The sequence below is a fragment of the Romboutsia sp. genome (assembly GCF_035470145.1).
Lineage (GTDB): Bacteria > Bacillota > Clostridia > Peptostreptococcales > Peptostreptococcaceae > Romboutsia_D.
The window spans coordinates 1-22611 of the sequence record NZ_DATIRC010000416.1; the positions used below are offsets into that span (position 1 = coordinate 1).

The following is a 22611-nucleotide window of genomic DNA, read 5'->3' on the forward strand; positions in this document are numbered from 1 at the left end:
AGTTCCTCTTGGCGCTTTAGTTAACATTTTGGTATATCTCCTTTCTTTTTCTTTCTATCATTTCATCAACCCTATCGATATATTGTTCAACATTTTTAACATTATCTACTCTTTCAATTCTATCTTCATCAACATATACAAATTTAGATATAGATCCAGCACCTACTGCATAGTTACTTTGTTTTTCTTCCATGATTTGTATATTATATATACATTCATATCCTTCTTTAGCATACCCTATATTCTCTAGGTTACCTAGCATATGCTTTTGACGATACATATAATATGGGTTAAGTCCCATGTCATGCGCATATTCCATTGATAAATCTATCATCTTTATCATTTCTTCATATTTTGTAAGTTCATACTTCTCTAAGTTTTCTTTTAGATTTGATGCTCTTTTTATAGCTAGCGTATGAACTGTTAAACTTTCTGGTGAAAGTTTTTTGATTTGTTCTAAAGTATTTCTAACCATATCTAAATTCTCATCAACAAGACCTAGTATGATATCCATATTTATATTATCAAATCCTAACTGCCTTGCCATATTAAAACAGTCAACTATATCAGAAACTTTATGGTCTCTACCTATTTTTTCTAAAGTTTCATCGTTCATAGTTTGAGGATTTATACTAATTCTACTTACATTGTGCTTTTTAAGAACTTCTAACTTGCCTTTAGTTATAGAATCTGGTCTTCCTGCTTCAACTGTGAATTCTTTTATATTACTTAAATCCATTTCTTTAAATAAAGCAGTTATTAAAGTATCCATTTCTTCTTCATCTAAAGTAGTTGGAGTTCCTCCCCCAATGTATAAGGTTTCTATTTCTTTATTAGTATCTTTTATTATTTTAGCTAATCCTTTTATTTCTTGTATAAGATTTTGTACATATTCTGATTTTAAATGTCCAAAAGTCTTTAAAGGGTTAGCTGGGAATGAGCAATAATAACATCTTGTTGGACAAAATGGTATACTTACATATAATGAAACTTTATTTTCATCTATTGGATACATAAATACTCTTTCTCTTTTTGCAATATCAAGAGCTAAGTCTATTTTCTCATCCATTATATAGTACTTTTCTTTTAATATTTCTCTTATTGTAGCTTCATCCATTTCTTTATCTAATAAAGTATGAACTATTTTAACAGGTCTTATACCCGTAAGTATTCCCCAAGGTACATATGTATTTAATCTATTTTGTAGTACCTTAAACATACTTCTTTTTATAGTTTCTTTTGTAACTTTCTTTAATTCTTGCTCATCTAAACCATTTATTTTTATATGATCTGCAAATTCATATTTTAATTCATAGTTTTCATAGTATTTTGTTTTTGCTATTAATGTATCATTATAAACAAGAACAATATTTTCAAGAATTCTTCCAAAACTTTTTTTCTCTATAAATTCAAATTGAGTAGTAAATAATTTTATTAATTCTGCTACTTCATATTTATAATCATGACCTTTTAAAATTACGCCTATCATTTTTATGCTCCTTTTTAACATAGTTGTTAATCAATATCCATATGTTAGCATAATCACTGCGTTGCTTATTAGGAGCTACTTGAGACTATTATTTGCTCATATATGGATTAGTTGATTTTTCTATCCCTAAAGTAGAACTTGGTCCATGCCCTGGGTATATTTTTATATTATCTTCGTATTTAGATAATTTTTTAAGTGATTTTTCTATTTGCTTGTAGTCTCCACTATAAAGGTCTGTTCTACCTATACTACCTGCAAATAAAGTATCTCCTGTAAACATTTCATTTTCGACTCTTATACACATACATCCCTTTGTGTGTCCTGGAGTATGTAAGAAAGTTAATTTTAAACTTCCTAATTCTAACTTATCTTTATCACTTACATATATGTCTGCATCAAATTCTTGAGCTCCACAATGCATCATATGACTTAAGTTTTTCTTTTTATCTAAAAGTAATTCTTTTTCATCACTATGAGCAACTATTTTTGCATTAGTCTTTTCTTTAATATCTTTAACTGCACCTATATGGTCTCCATGTCCATGAGTAAGTACTATATATTCTAGTTCTAGCCCATTATTTTTTATGTAATTTAGTACTTTGGATTCTACTCCACCTGGATCTACTACTGCACATTTTTTAGTATTATCATCAATTAAAACATATATATTTTCACCAAAATTTGGTTCAACTATCTTCTCTATTTTCATTTTTTAGCCCCCTTAGAAACTCTTATTTGATTCTAATAATATAGTAACTGGTCCATCATTCGTTAAGTCTACCATCATATGCGCACCAAACTCTCCAGTACCAACTACTACATCTTGTGATTTTGCTTTTTCAACAAATTCTTCATAAAGTTTAGTTGCAAGGTCTGGTCTTGCTGCGTTAGAAAAACTCGGTCTTTTTCCTTTTCTACAATCACCGTATAAAGTAAATTGAGAAACTACTAATAATTCTCCACCTACATCTTTTAAAGATAAGTTCATTTTTTCATTTTCATCTTCAAAGATTCTTAGATTTAGTATTTTGTCTATCATATAATCAACATCTTTAGATGTATCTTCATGAGTTACTCCTAATAAAACAAGTAATCCTTTACTTATTTCACCAGTAATACGATCATCTACAGTAACTTTAGAAGAAGATACTCTTTGCACAACTGCTCTCATAATATTCCTCCTAGTTTATAACTCTGTAAATATCTTCTACGCCAGGTATAGATTTTACCTTTTTCATTAATAAGTTTAATTCTTGTATATCATTTACTTCAACTAATAAGTTAACACTGACAATATTATTTTTGCCTTTTCTTGCATTTATTCCATTTAAACTCACCTTATCTATAGCTACTATATGAGTTATATCGTTTATAATCCCTCTTCTATCAATTGCTCTTATTTGCACTTCTGCTTCAAACTTAGTTTTATCAGAATTATTCCAAGATACATCTACTAATCTATTTTTGAAGAAATCTCCATTTAAGTTAGCATTAGGGCAATCTGTTCTATGAACAGCTACTCCTCTGCCTTTCGTTATATATCCTACTATACTATCTCCAGGAAGTGGATTACAACATTTTGCAAATCTAACTAATATATTATCTAACCCTTTTACTACAATTCCTTGAGATGTATTTACTTTTCTTTTTTTCTTATATTCTTCATCGGTTAATTTATGTTTTTTGAAATCATCTACTTGATTTGCTATTTGTTCCTTTTGAATTTTCTTTACTTCTTTTTCGTATAAATCTCTTATCTTTGGAACAACTTGTGATGCCATAATACCACCATAACCAATAGTAGCTACTAAATCTTCTACACTCGGTTGGTTAAATTTTTTTGCTATTTGTTGCATATATTTATCTATAGCAGAGTCTTTTAATGGTAAACTATATTTTTTAAATTCTTTTTCTAATATTAAATTACCACGTTCTAGATTTTCTTCTCTTCTTTCTTTTTTGAACCATTGTCTGATTCTACTTTTAGCATTTGGTGTTTTAACAATGCTTAACCAGTCTCTACTTGGTCCATTAGAGTTTGCCGAAGTTAATATTTCTACTATATTTCCATTTTGAAGCTTGTAGTCTATGGTTACTATTCTTCCATCTATTTTCGCACCAACACATTTATTTCCTACATTTGTATGAACTCTATATGCAAAATCTATAGGAGTGGCTCCTGCTGGAAGCTCAACTACATCTCCCTTTGGTGTAAATACATACACTTGGCTACTGAAAACATCATCTTTAAGTGCATCTAAAAATTCTTGTGGGTCTTTTAAGTCTTTTTCCCACTCCATCATTTGTCTTAACCATTGAAGTTTTTCTTCAACATTATGCTGACCTTCATTTGCATTTCCTTCTTTATACTTCCAGTGAGCTGCTATCCCGTACTCTGCTATATTATGCATTTCCTTAGTTCTTATCTGTATCTCTACAGGCTCTCCATCTGGTCCTATAACAGTAGTATGAAGACTTTGATACATATTAGGCTTTGGCATAGCTATATAATCTTTAAATCTGCCTGGAATAGGCTTCCATAAAGTGTGTACCATACCTAAAACTGCATAACAATCTTTAACTGTATCTACAATTATTCTTACCGCTGTTAAATCATATATTTCTTCAAAATCTTTGTTCTTATTTTTCATTTTGCTATATATACTATAAAAATGTTTCGGTCTTCCATATACATTACAAGCTATATGTACACCCTCAAATTTTTCGTTAAGGATATTAAGTACATTTTCAATATAGGCTTCTCTTTGGCTTCTTTTTTTAGCTACTTTTTCGACTAAATCATAATATCCTTCTGGATCTATATATCTTAGTGCTAAATCTTCTAATTCCCACTTTATCATAGAAATACCTAATCTATTAGCTATTCCACCATATATTTCAAGTGTTTCCTTTGCCTTTGATTTTGCTTTTTCTGGAGACATGAATTTTAAAGTTCTCATATTATGTAGTCTATCTGCTAATTTTATAAGTATAACTCTTATATCCTTAGCCATAGCTAGAAACATTTTTCTTAAATTTTCAGCCTGTGTCTCTTCCTTTGATTGATACTTAATTTGTCCAAGTTTTGTTACCCCATCTACTAAGTTAGCTATTTCTGTTGTGAATTCTTTTTTTATGTCTTCATATGTATAATCCGTATCTTCAACAACATCATGTAAAAGTCCTGCAGCTATAGTTTCTATATCTAGTTCCATTTCACTAAGTATATTAGCTACTGCTACCGGATGAATAAAGTAAGGTTCCCCAGATTTTCTAAACTGACCTTCATGTGCTTTTTTCCCAAAATAATAAGCTTTTTCTATTAAACTAATATCTGCATTTGGTGCATAACTTTTTATTTTCGCTATTAGTTCTTGTAATTCCTTATCATGCATAATACCACCTATCTTAAGTATGAAATTCGCTATGCTTATATCATTAACAATATTATATTATTGTTTAAAATCAGCTGCGTCGTTTTATAAATTTTATATATGAAAATAGTTGGCAATATACCAACTATTGTAAAATTATTAGTATTTTATTAGAGAATTTACATCGTATTTAGATAATTTTTCTCTTCCGTTTAAAAATTCTAATTCTATTAAGAACTGCATAGAAACTACTTCTCCGCCTAATTTTTCTATAAGATGTGCGGCTGCTTCCATAGTTCCTCCAGTAGCCAATAAGTCATCTACTATTGCTACTCTCTGTCCTGGCTTTATTGCGTCTTTGTGTATTTCTAAAGTATCAGTTCCATACTCTAAACCATAATCATAACTTTCTATTTCATGAGGTAATTTTCCAGGTTTTCTTACAGGAACAAATCCTATTCCCATTCCATAAGCAACTGGTGTACCCATTAAAAATCCTCTTGCTTCTGGACCTACTATTACATCTACCTTCTTATCTTTTAAATCTTTTATAAATTCATCTATTGCAAATTTAAAAGCTTCTCCATCCTGCATTAATGTCGTTATATCTTTGAAGTTTATACCTTCTTTAGGGAAATTTGCTACTTCTCTTATTGCTTTTCTTAAATCCATTTTTGGGACTCCTCCTAATAGCTTTCTGTGTATTCTTTATTTAATTTTTTTAAATTATTAAGTATCTTACTTTCATCTAAGTTCAATTTTTTATCTGGCTTTGGTAATAAATTTAAACATATATATTTTGTTTTTAGTGTATCATCATATTTAAAATCAAAATCTATTAATGACAGTTCTTTAAACACTTCTATTATTATAAATAACTTTAGAGGCATTATATTAAATACCTTTTTTATATCTGTTAAATTTATTTCTATATTTTTTTGCATAACAGCTATTTTATAAATATTTATAAATTCTTCTCTTTCTGGAATTAAATTATTCACAATATTATTTAAGTATAATAAATCCGTTTTGCTATAATATTTGATAATTGAACTTTCATTATTCGTATTTTTACATAAATGCGAGTAATCGCCCATATTATACAAATAATCATAAAGAATAATATTATTATATCTTTTTAAGTCTATTTTATCAATATTTGGAGAAAATATAAGTTGAAGTTTGTCATTATTAGTATCAATACTATTGTAATTTATATCAAATCCATTACAAATATCTTCATCTACAAGAGATATATCAGATAAAGCTCTATAAAATCCATTTATAGTATTGGTAATAACTAACGTATCTTTATTAATATAATTAAATATATTAATATCTTTATTTCCTCTTATAGCTTCGTCTATATCATTTCCTTTTAATCTTTTGCATATTGCCTCTTTATCTATATTCTTTAGCTTATATAAATTATTTATATCTGGAATAATTTTCGAAAATAATTCTATAACATCTTCATTCGAACTTGTATTTTTAGGATGAGATAACCTTATATCTTTAAGTAAAAATTGAATACTTCTTTTACCCATAAAATTATTTTCACCTAATTGGAATAATACATCTACTTTGTCACCAGGATTATATCCTGATTTTAAATATGCCATATTAAAACCTATACATTCATAAGAACTTTCTTTCTCTATAATAAATTTGAGATGTTGTTTATTTTTACCCATTATTATTATATTTTTTAGTACCGCATCTCTTACTATAAATCTAGGATTCGGGTTACTAAGACCGAATGGTTCTAACTTATGAAGTTCTTCTACTAAACCTAAGTCTATAGCCTCTTCATTTAATTCAAATTCTACTTTAACATTTTCTATTAAATCTTCTTCACTTAGCTCATATTGTGCAAGCTTGTTTACTTCACTAGATAATTCTTCTATTTTATCAGAATCTAACCCTAGCCCTGCCGCTTGGTCATGACCTCCAAATTTATTTAATAAAGACTTACACTTGACTAAAGCATCGAATATACTAAATCCTTTTATAGACCTTGCAGAGCCAGTTGCTTCTTTATCCTCTATAGTTAAAAGTATAGTTGGCTTATAGTATTTTTCTGTAAGTTTAGATGCTACTATGCCTATAATCCCATGCTGCCATCCTTCTTTTGCTATTACTAATACTTTATCATTTTTATATTTTTCATTAGCTTCTATGATAGCTTCCGCTTCTTGATACATCTTTGCTTCTATTAATTGTCTCTCATTATTCTTTTCTTCTAGTATGTTTGCTAATTCTTTTGCCTTTTCTTGTGATTTAGTAGTAAATAATTGTACACCTAATTTTGAATATCCAAGCCTTCCTGATGCATTTATTCTAGGCCCTATTGCAAATCCTATGTGTGAAGATCCTATTTTATTACTTTCTACACCACAAACTTTAATTAATTCTTTTAATCCTATATTATTACCTTCTGTCATTAGTTTCAAACCATTTTTTACAATTATTCTGTTTTCATCTATTAATGGTACTATATCACAAATAGTGGCTAATGTTACTATTTCTAAGTAGTTATATAAACTCGTCTTAAATTCTTCTTTTGGAGTAAGTGCTTGTATAAGTTTAAAAGCTACTCCACATCCACATAACATATCAAATGGATAATGACAATCATCTTGTTTTTGATTTATAACTGCATATGCTTTAGGTATTTCACTTTGGCATTCATGATGATCTGTTATTATAACATCAAATCCTAATTCATTGGCAAGATCTACTTCTTTTACTGATGTAATCCCACAGTCTACACTTATCATTAAGTTGCAACCTTGTGAATGTATATGCTTTATGGCATCTTCATTTATTCCGTAACCTTCTTCTAATCTATTTGGGATATAATAATTTACAGGATAATTTATAGAATCAAAGTATATACATAAAATTGAAGTTGATGATACTCCATCTACATCATAATCTCCATAAATCCATATATTTTCATTATTGTCTATTGCTTTTTGTATTCTATCTACAGCTTTTTTCATATCCTTCATTAAAAATGGGTCTCTAAGATATTCTAATGACGGATTTATAAATATTTCTGCATCTTTTTCATTATCTATTTCTCTATTTTTCAATATCTGACTAATTTCCGGGGAAATTTTAAGTTTTCTACTTAATTCATTTTCTTTCACACTTCCCATATGTCTTAATGTCCATTTTTTATTAAATATCATAATTTATCCCCCTACTTCTTTTTATATTGAGATCTTACAATCCTTATCACTAGCAATAGCCCTATTATAAATGATATGAAAAATCCTGCTAAAGCCGTTATCCTTATCCAAATGTTGTTATTTATATTTGGTGATGCAACTATTAAAGAAGATCCTACTACTATTGATGCTAGTACTAAACTTAATGATATTTGAGTTGTTAAATCTGTTATTCTTTCTTCTAAAGAAGTAAATTTCACATCTTCTATTTGTATTTTTATATTGTTTTTTTCTATATTTCTAAGGATTACCCTCATTTGTTTTGGTATAGTCTTTATATCTAAAAGCATTTCTTCTGCAGTATGCTTTGAATTTATAAATATCCTCTGAGGATTGAACTTATTTACATAATAATATTTCATAAATTCTTTTCCTATGGATGATACTGAAAATCTAGGATTTAATTCCCTACCTGTTCCCTCTAAAGTTATAATCGTCTTTGCTAATGTTGATAATTGAGAAGGAATAGATACCTTATATTTTCTAAAGAACCTAAACACTTCATTCATTATATCTCCTATATTAATTTTTTCTATAGGAACATCATAGTAGTAGTGAATTAAATATAATAAGTCTTGTCTAAGTCCACTTATATCTATTTCTGTGTTTACTGCGTCCATTTCTATTAATATATATATTAACTTATCTACATTTTTTTCTATTACAGCTATAACCACTTCATTTAATAAGCTCAGCGATTTTTTATCAACTATTCCAATCATGCCAAAGTCCACATAAGATATAGTGTTTTTTCCTAAAACAAATATATTTCCTGGATGTGGGTCTGCATGGAAAAAACCATGTTCAAAAATTTGTTTAAATAGGGACCTTACTCCAATTTCACTAATTACCTTTGTATCCCATCCTAACTCTCTAATTTTTTTAACATCGCTTAATTTAACACCTATTATTTTTTCCATTACTAATACCTTTTTTGTTGTATACTCTCCATATACTTGAGGTATATATACTTCATTGCTATCTTTAAATATCTTTTTAAACTTTATAGCATTTATAGCTTCAAAATTATAATCTAATTCCCTTATTAACTGAGTTTTAAATTCTTCTACTATTTGAATTAAGTCTATATCAATATCTTTATTTAAATCTTTTAATCCAATAGCCATACTTTTAAGTATCTCTAAATCCGATTTTATAGTTTCTTCGATATTTGGTCTTTGTATCTTTACAATTACCTCTTCTCCACTTTCTAGTCTTGCTTCATAAACTTGTCCTATAGATGCTGCTGCTATTGGTTTATTATTGAAATTATTAAATACTTTATCTATATCTAAACCTATTTCATTTTTAAAAATTGATTTAGCTATATTTGTATCAAACTCTTCTACATTATCCCTAAGATTTGATAATTCATCTATTATATCTTGATCTAATAAATCCTTTCTCGTACTTAATATTTGGCCTAACTTGATATATGTAGGTCCTAATTCTTCAATAGCCCTTCTAATTTTTTCTGCTGTAGACATATTTTTTATTTCCTGAGAAGGGTTTGTTATCGGTATTCTATAGGCCACTCCTTCTATATTTAATTTTTCTACTATAAATGAAAATCCGTATTTTATCAATATATATACTATTTCTCTATACCTTTTTAAGTTTTTGTAACTTATTTTCAATATTACCAACTCCACTTTGTGTATTATAAAAAGGGCAATTTTAAAGATTGCCCTTTTAGTTTTATTACTTATGAGTATTTGCAGTTTGTATATATTTTAAAGCTGATTGCACAAGATTTTGTTTTTCTTCTTCACTCAGTTCTCTTATTACTTTTGCAGGTGAGCCCATAGCTAAAACTCCTGATGGTATTTTCTTACCTGGTGGTACTAAGCTACCTGCTCCAAGTAATGTATATTCTCCAATTTCTGCTCCATCCAATACTATAGATCCCATTCCTATTAATGTATTATCTCCAATTTTACATCCATGTATTAGTGCTTTATGCCCAACTGTTACATTTTTTCCAATTGCAGTAGATACATTAGTTCCTATATGAACTACACATCCATCTTGAATGTTTGTGTTTTCTCCTATAGTTATAGTATTTTCATCTGCTCTTATGACTGTGTTGTACCATATATTAGCATTTTTTGATATTGTTACTTTTCCTATTATATCCGCACTCTCTGCTATAAAAGCAGTTTCGTCAATTTTAGGGTGTATACCTTGGTACTCTTTTATCATTTTTATTCTCCTTCTAACATTAATTTCGCTTGTATCATTATTGAACATTCTGTACGTTTCTTTTGCATTTCGCATCCAAGTTCATATGGTTTCATTATATCGTTATTAAAGTTAGTTGCATTTGCATGACATCCACCAGAGCAGTAGAATTTATTCCAACATTTTTTACAATCTTCTTTGCTGTATACATGAGCATCTCTAAATGACTCTGTTAATCCTTTAGGGAATACTATTTTTTCATCTAATATGTTTGCCATCTTATATTCTTCATTTCCTACGAATTGGTGGCATGGATATATATCTCCCTCTGGAGTTATTGAAAGGTATTCATTTCCTGCTCCACATCCTGTTATTCTCTTAATTACACATGGACCTTGATTTAAATCTATCATAAAGTGGAAGAATTTAAAGTCATCACCCTTTACCTTCATATCAGCATATTGAACTGCTAATTTTTCGTATTCTTCAAATACTCTTGGCATGTCTTGCTCTCTAAGTGCATATGGGTTAGATTCATCTCCTACAACTGGCTCTACAGAAGTAAGCTTAAATCCTTCATTAGCAAAATGCATAACATCTTTTGCAAAGTCTAAATTTTCTCTTGTGAAAGTACCTCTTATATAGTAATACTTATCTTTAGGTCTATTTTCTACAAGTTTTTTAAACTTAGGTAATATTATATCGTAGCTTCCTTTATCATTTAAAGTAGGTCTCATATTATCATTTATATCTTTTCTACCATCTAAACTTAAAACAGCATTATGCATATGCTCATTTATGTAGTCTATTTTTTCGTCATCTAATAATATTCCGTTTGTAGTCATTGTAAATCTTATAACTTTATTATGTTCTTTTTCTACACTTCTTCCGTATTCTACTAATTGCTTAACTACGTCAAAGTTCATTAATGGTTCTCCACCAAAGAAGTCTATCTCTAAGTTTCTTCTGTTTTCTGAGTTAGCTATTAAGTAATCTATTGCTTTTTTACCAACTTCAAAGCTCATCATTTCTTTAGCTCCACCAAAGTCACCTTGTGCAGCGAAACAGTACTTACATTTTAAGTTACAGTCATGAGCTACATGTAAACATAAAGCTTTAACTACTTTCTTTCTGTTTACAAAACTTGGATGGAATTGATAATTATCTTGTGTATATAAAAGACCTTCTTTTTGTAAAGCCTCTATTTCTTCATATGCTTCATTTATTTGTTGCGTTGAATATTCATTTCCTAATATATTTAATATTTCTTCTTTAGTATTTTCCTTATAATGATCAACTAATTTATAAGCCACGTCGTCAACTATATGTACAGATCCTCCATTTACATCTAAAACTATATTATATCCATTCATTGAAAATTTATGTATCATGCTCATATTTATGTCCTCCTAAATATTAATTTCATTTATCTATATCAACATTTTTCATATTGTATTTAAACTCTACCCTTCATTATATAACTTATATAAAATATAGGCAATATCAATAAGAAAATCATATTTCCTACTTTATCATAGAGTTTCAGTATTTAAAGCTTAAAAAAAACACATAAAACTCTTGTTCAAAATCATCAAAAGTTTTATGTATTTTAATTTTCATCATCTATTGCTTTAAAAAATTTAATTATCTCATTATCACTATTATTATGATGATTTTTTACTATGTCTAATAGTAATTTATTACTAACTATTTTTTTAAGAATTTCATGACTATATTCACTATGATTATAATAACATTGAACTTTTTTAGATTTTTCGACTTTCTTTAATTTCCCCTTAGTTAGCTTATTTAAAATTACAATTATTGATTTATCTATTACGTTTATTCTTTTTTTAATCTTACCTATATCATGTAATAAGCCTGTTTTTATTAATATATCTTTATTTTTTATAATTTCTTGATTGTCAGTTAATCCATTATCTATAATAAATTCAATTTCTTTTGCTATTCTAACACTATGCTTCTGTTCTGATTTGGATAACTTAATAAATAATTGTAATTCATTATTATTCAATACATGTTCAACATAATTATAATCTTCTTTACTCATAACATCAGTTACATTGATATAAAATTGTTTTACTCTTTTAGGTATCATATTTATTCTCCTATCCAAAATTTATATTCACAATTTCAAAATAACATCTACTGTACAGTAGATGTTATTTTATTATATATCTATTTCTTTTTTATTTTATTTTTTACTTGATCTAAAATCAAATTAACTTCGTCTACTTTAAGAATTACTATACTTGTACCGTATACTATTGCTCCTAGACCTACTGATACTGCCAAAGTAATAGCTTCTTTTATAAATCCTGTTCCTAATATACTCCCTATAGTATTATAAACAAATAAAGTTACACCTGCCATTAAAAGTGCAGATATTATAGACTTTACCATAACTAATGCTATAGATTTTCCACCAAATGGCCCTATCTTTTTTCTTAAACTTATAAATAATAAAATTATAGTTACTATGGCAGATATACTTGTCGCAAATGCAAGTCCTGCAAGTTGCATATTAGTAAATTTAACAAATGAAATATTCAGTATAATATTTAAACTCATAGCTATTATTCCATTTATCATAGGAGTTTTAGTATCTTGTAATGAATAAAATACTTTGCCTAATATATCTCTAAGTCCAAATCCTATCAGACCTATTGAGTAAAATATAAGTGCTATAGCTGTCATTTGTGTAGCTCTAGCATCAAACTCTCCTCTTTGGAACAATAATTTAACTATTGGATTTGCAAGTATTATAGCTCCTACTGATATAGGGATAACTAGTAATATAACAGTATTCGCTGCTGTTGATATTGATTTATTAAATTTCTCTTTATTATTTTCTGTTGATAATTTTGATAACATCGGATATATAACAGCTGATATCGATACTATAAACATACCCATAACAAATTGATTAAGTTTATTAGCATAGTTTAGTGCTGATATACTACCTTCAACCAATGTAGATGCTATTGTTCTATCTACTATAGTACTTACTTGATTAACCGCAACTCCTATAAGAACAGGACCTACAAGCCACAACATTTTTTTAAGATGTTCATCTTTAATATTTGCACATGGTTTATATCTATATCCCTTTTTCACTGCAAAAGGAAGTTGGAATAAAAATTGAGCTGCTAATCCAATAAGCGCTCCCCATGGCAATAAATATGGACTTATTTTTGTACTTATAAATATTGTTATTATTATAATCATGTTATTTGGTATTGGCATAAGTCCAGGTATTATAAAGTTTTCTTTTACTTGTAAAAAAGCTGTCATAATGTAATTCATGCCTAAAAATACCATTCCCAATATTACTATTCTTGTAAAATATATAGCTTGTTTTAGTGTTTCACCTTCAAATCCTACAGCAAATAATTTCACTATTTGAGGAGTAAATATTGCTCCTATTATTGAAACTCCTAAACATATAATCGCTATTATATTAAAAACGTTATTAGTAAATTTAATTGATCCTTTTTCTCCTTGTTTTGAATTTACATCACAATAAAGTGGTATAAATGCTGTCCCAAGCGACGTACCTATCGCGGTAAATATTACTGCCGGTATATTCATAGCTACTAAAAAGGCATCACTAGTTCCAGATGCTCCATAAGCTGATGCTAGAGCTAACTCTCTACCAAAACCTAGAAACTTTGCAATTAATGTTGCTGCCATAAGTCCGACTGCTGTTTTTGCTACTTTTGACATAATTTTCTTCTCCTATACTTTCATTAATCTAACTTCTTTTGTGCTTTTCTTATTATATTACATTACATTACATAGTACTACTGTTAAAATCATTATTATAAAATATTTTTTCGTTATATAAATTATTGAATCTCAATTATTTCCTAAAATATAACATATACACAAAATGAATATAATAAAACTATATATAAAGATATAAAAATAAGACACCATAAGTTATGATGTCTTATTTTTATATCTTTTATTATAAACTGATTATCTTTCGCACTCTTGGTTTGCAACTGTGCAAGAAGTTTTACAAGCTGATTGACAAGATGTTTGACATTCTCCACATCCACCTTTTTCAGCGCTGTTCTTTAAAGTAGCTTTAGATAAAGTTTTTACATGCTTCTTTTCCATTTTGACTACCTCCTAGTTAAATTTTCCCTATTGATTATATCATATAATTTCCATATGTAAAACTTCTATTTAAAGTTTACACCTAAAACCCCTCCGATACCACCAGATAGAGATACTAATAATACTTTATATAGCATATCAATTTCAAATGCAAATTGATCTTTAGCTAAAAATACTATTAATATAAGGCATACTATATACATTAATCCTACTAAAAGACCGTATATAAGCCCTTTTTCTTTTATATGTTTTGAAGCATAAAATCCACCAAACGCTGATGATATAGTAGTTATAAACGATGATGCCATGGCAATACTGCTCCCTGATACGCTAGTAAATGTAAGTATTAAGTTGTATATAAGTAATGTAACTAACGTTAATATGTATGCATATCCTAATCCTTTAAAAATATGATTAGATTTTTCCATAAAAACACCTCCCCTCATTAATATATTTATATTCGAGGGAAGGTATCTAAATTACAAATTATTCAACTGATTGTTTTTTTGGTTCAACAGTACCTATAGCCCACTTTTCAAATGGAACTTTATTTCTGTTTGGACCTAATTCTAATACCACAAATGTTTCTTCAACCTTTGCAACAGTAGCTATTATACCACCTAAAGTCGTTACTTTATCTCCAACTGCTAAAGCTTCTCTCATTTCTTTTAACTGCTTTTCTTTTTTCTTTTGAGGTCTTATTAATAGGAAGTAGAATACTGCAAATACTGCCGCCCACATAGCTATTCCCATTATCATCTGTTGTGTATTTCCCATGATTTTCACTCCTTCGAAAATTATAGTTTATGTATTTACTATTACACTAATTAGTATATATTAAAATAATTATAATTAATAGTAAATATTCTATAAATCATATCCATATTTTTTGAAAAATTCTACTCTAAAGTCTAATAATCTATCTTCCATTATAGCTTGTCTTACTTGCTTCATTAGCTCTAATAAGAAATATAAGTTATGAGTAGTTATTAATCTTGAAGCTAATATTTCATTTGCTTTAACTAAATGTCTTATATAAGCTCTTGAATAATTTCTACAGCAGTAGCAATCACAGTTAGGATCAAGTGGTCCAAAGTCTCTAGCATATTTCGCATTTCTAACTACTACTTTACCTTCACTTGTCATAGCTGTACCATTTCTTGCTATACGAGTTGGTAACACACAGTCAAACATATCTATACCTCTTATGACACCTTCTACTAAGTCATCAGGACTTCCTACACCCATTAAATATCTTGGCTTGTTTTCTGGCATTAAAGGCACTGTATAATCTAACACTTCATACATTAAATGCTTTGGCTCTCCAACACTAAGCCCACCTACTGCGTATCCTGGTAAGTCTAATTCTAAAATTTCTTTAGCTGATTGCTCTCTTAAATCTTTGTACATACCACCTTGAATTATACCAAATAAAGCTTGTTTTTCAGTATTTTTATGAGCTTCTTTACATCTCTTTAACCATCTTGTCGTTCTTTCTAAAGAATTTTTAACATATTCTCTATCTGCTGGATATGGAGCACATTCATCAAATGCCATCATTATATCTGAACCTAGAGCATTTTGTATTTCCACAGCTTTTTCAGGACTTATAAAGTGCTTTGAGCCATCTATGTGAGATCTAAAGTGAACACCTTCTTCAGTTATTTTTCTAAGTGGCCCAAGACTGAATACTTGGAATCCTCCACTATCTGTAAGTATTGGTTTGTCCCAATTCATAAATTTATGAAGTCCACCAGCTTCTTTAACTAAATCATGACCTGGTCTCATATATAAATGATATGTATTACTTAATATTATTTGAGATCCTATTTCTTTTAATTCTTCCGGTGTCATTGATTTTACTGTTGCTTGAGTTCCAACAGGCATGAATATAGGCGTTTCTATAACTCCATGCGGAGTATGTAATCTTCCTAATCTTGCTCCACTTTGCTTACATGTTTTTATAAGTTCATATCTTATTGCACTCATATTTTGTCTCCTTATATACAATATTTTAATTTTTCTTCTTCTAAATTTTTATTCACATGATTCACATGATTGTCCTTCTTCTCAATCCTCGTAATGAATACTTGTTACATTCATTGTACTCTTATCACTACTTATTAAATATTTTCTAATAGCAAATAATCCCGCTATAGCTATTACCCCAATTAAAACATCTGCCATCCCTTCACTTTTAGGAAGTAATAGCATTTTCCTTGCTATAGCATATAGTAAAACTTCTAAAAGTGCTCCTGGTATATGAAGCGATAGCATTACTACTAGTTCTACTGCTATTACTAAAAGTAATATTTGCCCTAATATATCATTAAGTTGACTATATTGGACAGGCGTATGAAATTCAACTATATAAGCCTTCCATATCATTCTTAAAACATCTAAAGTCCCTAAAAATACCGCAATTAAAACTACCATTGCCAAAATTGATTCAAAAATATAAGCTATTCTCAATGACAAATTATTTTTATCTAAATTTTTCATTATTTCCCCCTATTTTATAATCATGGCATCTCCAAAACTGAAAAATCTATATCGTTCCTTTACTGCTATATCATAAGCATTAAGTGCATTTTCTTTGCCACAAAGAGCACTTACTAACATTATTAATGTAGACTCCGGTAAATGGAAATTAGTTATAAGTATATCTACTATTTTGAAGTTATAACTAGGATAAATGAATATATTTGTCCATCCACTACATTCTTTTATAGTTCCATCTTCTCTACTTGCTGATTCTACAGTTCTACAACTTGTAGTCCCAACACATATTACTTTTTTCCCATTAGTTTTAGCTTTATTTATTTTATCAGCTGCCTCTTTATCAACCATATAATATTCAGAATGCATTTCATGATTTAATACATCATCTACTTTAACAGGTCTAAAAGTTCCAAGTCCAACATGTAGTGTTACAAATGCAACATCTACACCCTTATCTCTTATTTGCTGTAATAACTCTTCTGTAAAGTGTAATCCTGCAGTTGGAGCTGCAGCTGAACCACTATGCTTAGAATAAACTGTTTGATATCTTTCTCTTTCTTCTAATCTTTCTGTTATATACGGTGGTAGTGGCATATTTCCTAACTCATCTAAAACCTCTTCAAAAATTCCTTCATAATGGAATTTTATTATTCTAGATCCTTCTTCTGCCAATCCTACTACTTCTCCTATTAATTTTCCGTTTCCAAAGGAGAATTTAGTGCCAATTTTAGCTCTTTTTCCTGGCTTAACTAATGCTTGCCAAGTATCTTCTTCTGTTCTTTTTAATAATAAAAATTCTATTTTACCTCCAGTATCTTGCTTTTCACCTATTAATCTAGCAGGTATAACCCTAGTATTATTAAGTACTAAACAATCTCCTGGATTTAAATAATTTATTACATCTTTAAAGATTTTATGCTCTATATTTCCAGTTTCTTTATCTAGAACCATTAATTTAGAACTAGATCTATCTTTTATAGGAACTTGAGCAATTAATTCTTCTGGTAGGTCAAAGTAAAAGTCACTTGTTTTCAATTTCAACTTCCTTTCCAAAAATTTATACAGTTATCATAATAACAAAAAATGTACAATTTTTCTATATTTTTATTTATTAGGATATGGCATCTTTAAATGCTCATAAGCCAATGGCATTGCTATTCTACCTCTTGGTCCTCTATTTATAAAACCTAATTGCAATAGATAAGGTTCGTAAACATCTTCAATAGTATTTCTATCTTCACCTATAGATGCAGCTAGGGTATCTAAGCCTACAGGTCCACCTCTAAATTTTTCTATTATAGTCATTAATAACTTCTCATCTACATAATCTAAACCTAAGCTATCTACACCTAAAAGCTCTAATGCTTTATCTGCAACTTCATTAGTTATGTCCCCATTAGCTCTTACTTGAGCATAATCTCTAACTCTTTTTAACAGTCTATTTGCTATTCTTGGTGTTCCTCTCGAACGCCTTGCAATCTCTGTTGCTCCACCTATTTCAATTTCAGCGCCTAGTATTTCAGCGGATCTCATTACTATTTTAGTTAATTCTTCCACTGTGTAATAATCTAGTTTACAAATAACTCCAAATCTATCTCTTAACGGATTTGTAAGCATTCCAGCTCTAGTGGTCGCACCTATTAGTGTGAATTTAGGTAAATCTAATCTTATACTTCTAGCTGATGGTCCTTTACCTATTATTATATCTAAACAAAAGTCTTCCATCGCAGGATATAATACTTCTTCAACACTTCTATTTATGCGGTGTATTTCATCTATAAATAAAACATCATTTTCGTTTAAATTAGTAAGTATAGCTGCTAAGTCTCCTGCTCTTTCAATTGCAGGACCTGATGTTATTCTTAAGTTAACACCCATTTCATTTGCTATTATACTTGACAACGTCGTTTTTCCAAGCCCTGGTGGTCCGTATAAAAGAACATGGTCTAATTGTTCATTTCTAGATTTTGCTGCTTCTATAAATATTTTAAGTTGTTCTTTAGCTTTTTCTTGTCCCAAATAATCATCTAATGACTTAGGTCTTAGACTATTTTCTATATCAACATCTTCATTTTTCATTGTAGATGTAATTATCCTATTTTCATCTTCAAAATCATGCATTCAAATTCCCCCCTAGATTTTTTGTTTTTTACACTATCTCAATGATTTGCTCATTATATAAGTCAAAGATTTTTTTATTATATCTTCTGTATTAAGTCCATCTTTTTTACATTTATCAACCGCTTCTTTAGCTTCTTGTGATGAATATCCAAGTGCTATTAAAGCATCTACAGCTTCATCATTTGATACAGCTATTGGAGCTTGACTAAGTAAATTTGGCTCAAATTCAATATTATTCTTGTCTACTTTATCTTTTAATTCTAGAACTATTCTTTCCGCGGTTTTCTTACCTACACCAGGTGCTTTTGAAAGCTTCACGATATCCTCACTTAAAATATACGCTCCCAGCTGTCCTGGCGATGCAAATGATAGTATTCCTAGACCTACTTTAGGTCCTATTTTTGATACAGATGTTAGTAACTCAAACATCTGCATTTCTTCTTTAGTTGAAAATCCACAAAGGCTCATATCATCTTCTCTTACAATTAGCTTTGTATATATTTTAGCCATATTTCCCATTTGTAAATCTTTTATTGTATTTGATGATACATTTATTTTGTATCCTATATTATTATTTTCTATCACTATACTATCTAAATGAATTTCTTCAATGATTCCTTTTATATAACTATACATATTTTCCCCCTATGTTTTTTAATGTTTTTTCTAATTTATTAGCATGTGCATGACAAATAGCTACTGCTAGTGCGTCTGCTACATCATCTGGTTTTGGAACTTGTTTTAAATTTAAAAATGATGTAACCATCTGCTGAACTTGTGCTTTTTGAGCTCTTCCGTAACCTACCACCCCTTGCTTAACTTGAAGAGGTGTATATTCATATACTGGCTTACCATTGTGCGTACAGGCAAGCATAGTAACTCCTCTAGCTTGAGCTACTGTAATTGCTGTTTTAACATTTTTGTTAAAAAACAACTCTTCTATACCTATTTCATCTATGTTATATTTTTTTATAATAAGGTCAATGCCCTTATAAACAAGTTCTAATCTTTTTAGCATATCCATATGTGCAGGTGTTGTTACTGCACCATAATCTATTACTCTAAATTTAGAATTCTTATATTCTATTATTCCAAACCCTACTATTGCTATTCCTGGGTCTATCCCTAATATTATCAAGTTTTTATTCCTCCTGTGAAATTTGCACCGTACATACAAAACTTATGTTCTAATACATTATATCATAAGTTTTTCTATACAACAAAAAACAACCTCTACAAAAGGGGTTGTTTTCATAATCATTAACTTCCAAAGTTTTCAAGCTTAATATATGCTTCATCTTCACTGTTTACTATAATGCCTTTTTGAACTTCTTCTTGAACTTTTTTTGGAAGGGAGTCTATTCTTATTTGCGTCTTTTCCACTAGTTCTCTATTACCATTGCTATCATATCTATAAAGTCCTATAAATTCCTCATCTTCTTCTAAAGAATATTTATTGCTTTTTGAAGGATCATTGGTTGGTTTTACTTCTGATAATACTATTTCATATTTACCTAAACTCTCTATTTCTCTATCTGGATATTTATCTTTTAAATAAGCTACTATTTCGTCTTCACTCTTGTCTAATAAAACCTTATCAATTGTACCTATCATCATAGGTGACTTACCTGAGTCACTTCCGTCTTCATTTTTCTTATGTACCCAGATTTCACAATCTTTACTAAGCTCAAATACTTCTTTTGATTTTTCAACCTGTTGTTCAGTTTTATGTTCTACATTAACTTGTTTATCTTCTATATTTGTAGTCTTTATACCTAGATAAATTCCACCACTTAATACAACAACTCCTGTTAAAATTAAGAGTGGCGGCTTCCAGTCAAATGGGTCTTTTTTTTCAAACATAAAAATACCTCCTTCTACATAGTATTTTCTCCATAGCATATTTTTTTATACAATTTAGGTAGTTTTTAGTAATTATTATATTTGAATTTTTATCCCATTAATCAGTTTTTATACATATTATATAATATCATTTTAAATTTTCACTTTGGAGGTGATGTTTTGAGTTCATACGTTAGATTGGTTTACGATAGAATTGATTTTTTAGAGTTTAAGCAAAATATACTATTTTTAAAACAACCTCAGCATAAAGCATCTGTATTTTATGAACTTACTTTAGAAGATTTTTTAAAAATAAGGGATTTTACATCTTCAATTGAGGAAAAAATAAGTATTGGTGAAAAATACACAATTAATGACTATGAAAAAGAATTATTTAAAATTTGGGCACCAATTAAAAGCTATCCATCATCTTCTACATTAGTTGCAAAAGTGCTTATGAGTGAAGATAATTTTAATTCTTTATTTAAATATTTAAATTAATTTTTTATACCATAGGCATTTGTATTTCTATCTGAGGGAAATATATTATTTTCCTCATTTTTCTCATTTTAAAATTTTTATGATAATAATGATATATTTTTTTTGGTTTAGGAGATACTCCTTAATGAATATAATATTTGTTAGGAGGTAACATCATGTCTAGTATAAACTGTAATGTAATTAATTGTGCTCACAATGATAGTGGGCTATGTTATTCAAACAAAATATCTATAAATGGTAAGAAATCTCGTACTAGCACACATACTTGTTGTAGTTCATTTTTAGATGGCGCTAACTATAGCAATTTAACTAATAACACTAATGATGGTGGGCCATGTTCATTCATTGGGTGTAATGTGAAAACTTGTACTCACAACGCTGGTTCTATATGTGCACTTAATAATATAGCTGTAACTGCAGGTTCTTCAAAAGCAAATCTTTCCTCTGAAACATATTGCTCTAGCTTTAAGTGTAAATAAGATAATAATCTAAATACATATGCTTTAATAAATAAAGAGAGCATCAATCGATACTCTCTTTATTTTATATAAATTATTCAGCTATTTCCCAATTGTGGTATATGTTTTGAACATCATCATCATCTTCAAGCATATCTACTAATTTGTTCATGAACTTTAATTGTTCTTCCTCTGTTAATTCAGTAGTAGTTTGAGGTATTAATTTAACATCTGCAGATATAAATTCATATCCTTTAGCTTGTAATTCGTCTCTAACTGCTGAAAAATCTTCTGGTGCTGTTACTACTTCATATCCATCTTCTTCTGTTATGAAATCTTCTGCTCCAGCTTCTAAAGCAACCTCCATTAATTCATCTTCAGATACATCATCTGATGCTTCTATTAATATTTGTCCTTTATTATCGAACATAAATGATACACATCCACTAGTCCCTAAGTTACCACCATTTTTATCAAAGTAATATCTTACATTCCCAGCTGTTCTATTTTTATTGTCAGTTAAAGTTTCAACTATAACAGCAACTCCACCCGGTCCGTATCCTTCATAAACTATAGTTTCATAGTTTTCGTTAGCTCCAGCTCCAGCTCCTTTAGCTACTGCTCTGTCTATGTTGTCATTAGGCATGTTATCAGCTTTAGCTTTTTCTATAGCTGTTTTTAATGTTGCATTATAGTCTGGATTTCCTCCACCTTCTTTAGCTGCAACTGCTATTGCTCTAGCATGCTTAGTGAATATTTTA

Annotated in this window: 24 protein-coding genes; 2 read left to right on the forward strand and 22 right to left on the reverse strand. The window is 29.0% G+C overall.

Annotated features, from left to right (window positions below; translation table 11 throughout):
- Positions 1 to 16: 16 nt before the first annotated feature.
- The 21 genes from hemZ to VLM92_RS16400 form a co-directional block, all read right to left on the reverse strand.
- On the reverse strand, positions 17 to 1489 hold the full coding sequence (gene hemZ / locus VLM92_RS16300; protein ID WP_325277376.1) for a coproporphyrinogen dehydrogenase HemZ: 1473 nt from the start codon (positions 1487 to 1489) through the stop codon (positions 17 to 19).
- Positions 1490 to 1577: 88 nt separating this feature from the next.
- Complete coding sequence (locus VLM92_RS16305) at positions 1578 to 2198, reverse strand: MBL fold metallo-hydrolase (protein ID WP_325277377.1); 621 nt, start codon at positions 2196 to 2198, stop codon at positions 1578 to 1580.
- A gap of 12 nt (positions 2199 to 2210) precedes the next feature.
- Positions 2211 to 2660, reverse strand: a complete 450-nt coding sequence (gene dtd, locus VLM92_RS16310) for a D-aminoacyl-tRNA deacylase (protein ID WP_325277378.1) — start codon at positions 2658 to 2660, stop codon at positions 2211 to 2213.
- Positions 2661 to 2670: 10 nt separating this feature from the next.
- A complete protein-coding gene (locus VLM92_RS16315) occupies positions 2671 to 4884 on the reverse strand; it encodes a bifunctional (p)ppGpp synthetase/guanosine-3',5'-bis(diphosphate) 3'-pyrophosphohydrolase (protein ID WP_325277379.1) in 2214 nt (737 codons plus the stop codon).
- 138 nt (positions 4885 to 5022) lie between these two features.
- Positions 5023 to 5535: an adenine phosphoribosyltransferase gene (locus VLM92_RS16320; protein WP_325277380.1), complete on the reverse strand. Its 513-nt coding sequence runs from the start codon at positions 5533 to 5535 to the stop codon at positions 5023 to 5025.
- A gap of 14 nt (positions 5536 to 5549) precedes the next feature.
- Positions 5550 to 8060 (reverse strand): single-stranded-DNA-specific exonuclease RecJ, encoded by a 2511-nt coding sequence (gene recJ / locus VLM92_RS16325; protein WP_325277381.1) that lies wholly within the window; start codon positions 8058 to 8060, stop codon positions 5550 to 5552.
- Positions 8061 to 8071: 11 nt separating this feature from the next.
- Complete coding sequence (locus VLM92_RS16330; RefSeq protein WP_325277382.1) at positions 8072 to 9736, reverse strand: ABC1 kinase family protein; 1665 nt, start codon at positions 9734 to 9736, stop codon at positions 8072 to 8074.
- Between the two features lie 64 nt (positions 9737 to 9800).
- Positions 9801 to 10301, reverse strand: coding sequence for a gamma carbonic anhydrase family protein (locus VLM92_RS16335; protein WP_325277383.1), 501 nt, complete (start codon positions 10299 to 10301; stop codon positions 9801 to 9803).
- Between the two features lie 2 nt (positions 10302 to 10303).
- Positions 10304 to 11677 carry a thioether cross-link-forming SCIFF peptide maturase gene (gene scfB / locus VLM92_RS16340; protein WP_325277384.1) on the reverse strand — a complete coding sequence of 458 codons (1374 nt, stop codon included), beginning with the start codon at positions 11675 to 11677 and terminating at the stop codon, positions 10304 to 10306.
- Positions 11678 to 11889: 212 nt separating this feature from the next.
- A complete protein-coding gene (locus VLM92_RS16345; RefSeq protein WP_325277385.1) occupies positions 11890 to 12399 on the reverse strand; it encodes an HDIG domain-containing metalloprotein in 510 nt (169 codons plus the stop codon).
- Positions 12400 to 12479: 80 nt separating this feature from the next.
- A complete protein-coding gene (gene murJ, locus VLM92_RS16350; RefSeq protein WP_325277386.1) occupies positions 12480 to 14027 on the reverse strand; it encodes a murein biosynthesis integral membrane protein MurJ in 1548 nt (515 codons plus the stop codon).
- Positions 14028 to 14282: 255 nt separating this feature from the next.
- A complete protein-coding gene (gene scfA / locus VLM92_RS16355; RefSeq protein WP_325277387.1) occupies positions 14283 to 14426 on the reverse strand; it encodes a six-cysteine ranthipeptide SCIFF in 144 nt (47 codons plus the stop codon).
- Between the two features lie 65 nt (positions 14427 to 14491).
- On the reverse strand, positions 14492 to 14854 hold the full coding sequence (locus VLM92_RS16360) for a TIGR04086 family membrane protein (protein WP_325277388.1): 363 nt from the start codon (positions 14852 to 14854) through the stop codon (positions 14492 to 14494).
- A 58-nt stretch (positions 14855 to 14912) separates the two neighbouring features.
- Positions 14913 to 15203, reverse strand: coding sequence for a preprotein translocase subunit YajC (gene yajC, locus VLM92_RS16365; RefSeq protein WP_325277389.1), 291 nt, complete (start codon positions 15201 to 15203; stop codon positions 14913 to 14915).
- Between the two features lie 90 nt (positions 15204 to 15293).
- On the reverse strand, positions 15294 to 16415 hold the full coding sequence (gene tgt / locus VLM92_RS16370; protein WP_325277390.1) for a tRNA guanosine(34) transglycosylase Tgt: 1122 nt from the start codon (positions 16413 to 16415) through the stop codon (positions 15294 to 15296).
- An 81-nt stretch (positions 16416 to 16496) separates the two neighbouring features.
- Positions 16497 to 16928 (reverse strand): phosphate-starvation-inducible PsiE family protein, encoded by a 432-nt coding sequence (locus VLM92_RS16375; protein ID WP_325277391.1) that lies wholly within the window; start codon positions 16926 to 16928, stop codon positions 16497 to 16499.
- Between the two features lie 9 nt (positions 16929 to 16937).
- Positions 16938 to 17963, reverse strand: coding sequence for a tRNA preQ1(34) S-adenosylmethionine ribosyltransferase-isomerase QueA (gene queA / locus VLM92_RS16380; RefSeq protein WP_325277392.1), 1026 nt, complete (start codon positions 17961 to 17963; stop codon positions 16938 to 16940).
- A gap of 69 nt (positions 17964 to 18032) precedes the next feature.
- Positions 18033 to 19049, reverse strand: coding sequence for a Holliday junction branch migration DNA helicase RuvB (gene ruvB, locus VLM92_RS16385; RefSeq protein WP_325277393.1), 1017 nt, complete (start codon positions 19047 to 19049; stop codon positions 18033 to 18035).
- Positions 19050 to 19082: 33 nt separating this feature from the next.
- The gene (ruvA, locus tag VLM92_RS16390) at positions 19083 to 19685 is read right to left on the reverse strand and encodes a Holliday junction branch migration protein RuvA (protein ID WP_325277394.1); all 603 of its coding nucleotides are present in this window, start codon (positions 19683 to 19685) and stop codon (positions 19083 to 19085) included.
- Positions 19678 to 20187 (reverse strand): crossover junction endodeoxyribonuclease RuvC, encoded by a 510-nt coding sequence (gene ruvC, locus VLM92_RS16395; protein WP_325277395.1) that lies wholly within the window; start codon positions 20185 to 20187, stop codon positions 19678 to 19680. The genes ruvA and ruvC overlap by 8 nt, the downstream gene beginning before the upstream one ends.
- A 122-nt stretch (positions 20188 to 20309) precedes the next feature.
- The gene (locus VLM92_RS16400) at positions 20310 to 20912 is read right to left on the reverse strand and encodes a hypothetical protein (protein WP_325277396.1); all 603 of its coding nucleotides are present in this window, start codon (positions 20910 to 20912) and stop codon (positions 20310 to 20312) included.
- Positions 20913 to 21071: 159 nt separating this feature from the next.
- Between VLM92_RS16400 and VLM92_RS16405 the strand changes: the two genes are divergently transcribed.
- Together VLM92_RS16405 and VLM92_RS16410 are read left to right on the forward strand one after the other, a co-directional pair.
- A complete protein-coding gene (locus VLM92_RS16405) occupies positions 21072 to 21392 on the forward strand; it encodes a hypothetical protein (protein WP_325277397.1) in 321 nt (106 codons plus the stop codon).
- A gap of 155 nt (positions 21393 to 21547) precedes the next feature.
- Entirely contained in the window at positions 21548 to 21871 is a 324-nt protein-coding gene (locus tag VLM92_RS16410; protein ID WP_325277398.1) for a DUF1540 domain-containing protein, read from the forward strand.
- 73 nt (positions 21872 to 21944) lie between these two features.
- On the opposite strand, the gene VLM92_RS16415 is transcribed toward VLM92_RS16410, so the two are convergent.
- On the reverse strand, positions 21945 to 22611 hold a 667-nt coding region (locus tag VLM92_RS16415), incomplete at its 5' end, for a YebC/PmpR family DNA-binding transcriptional regulator (RefSeq protein ID WP_325277399.1).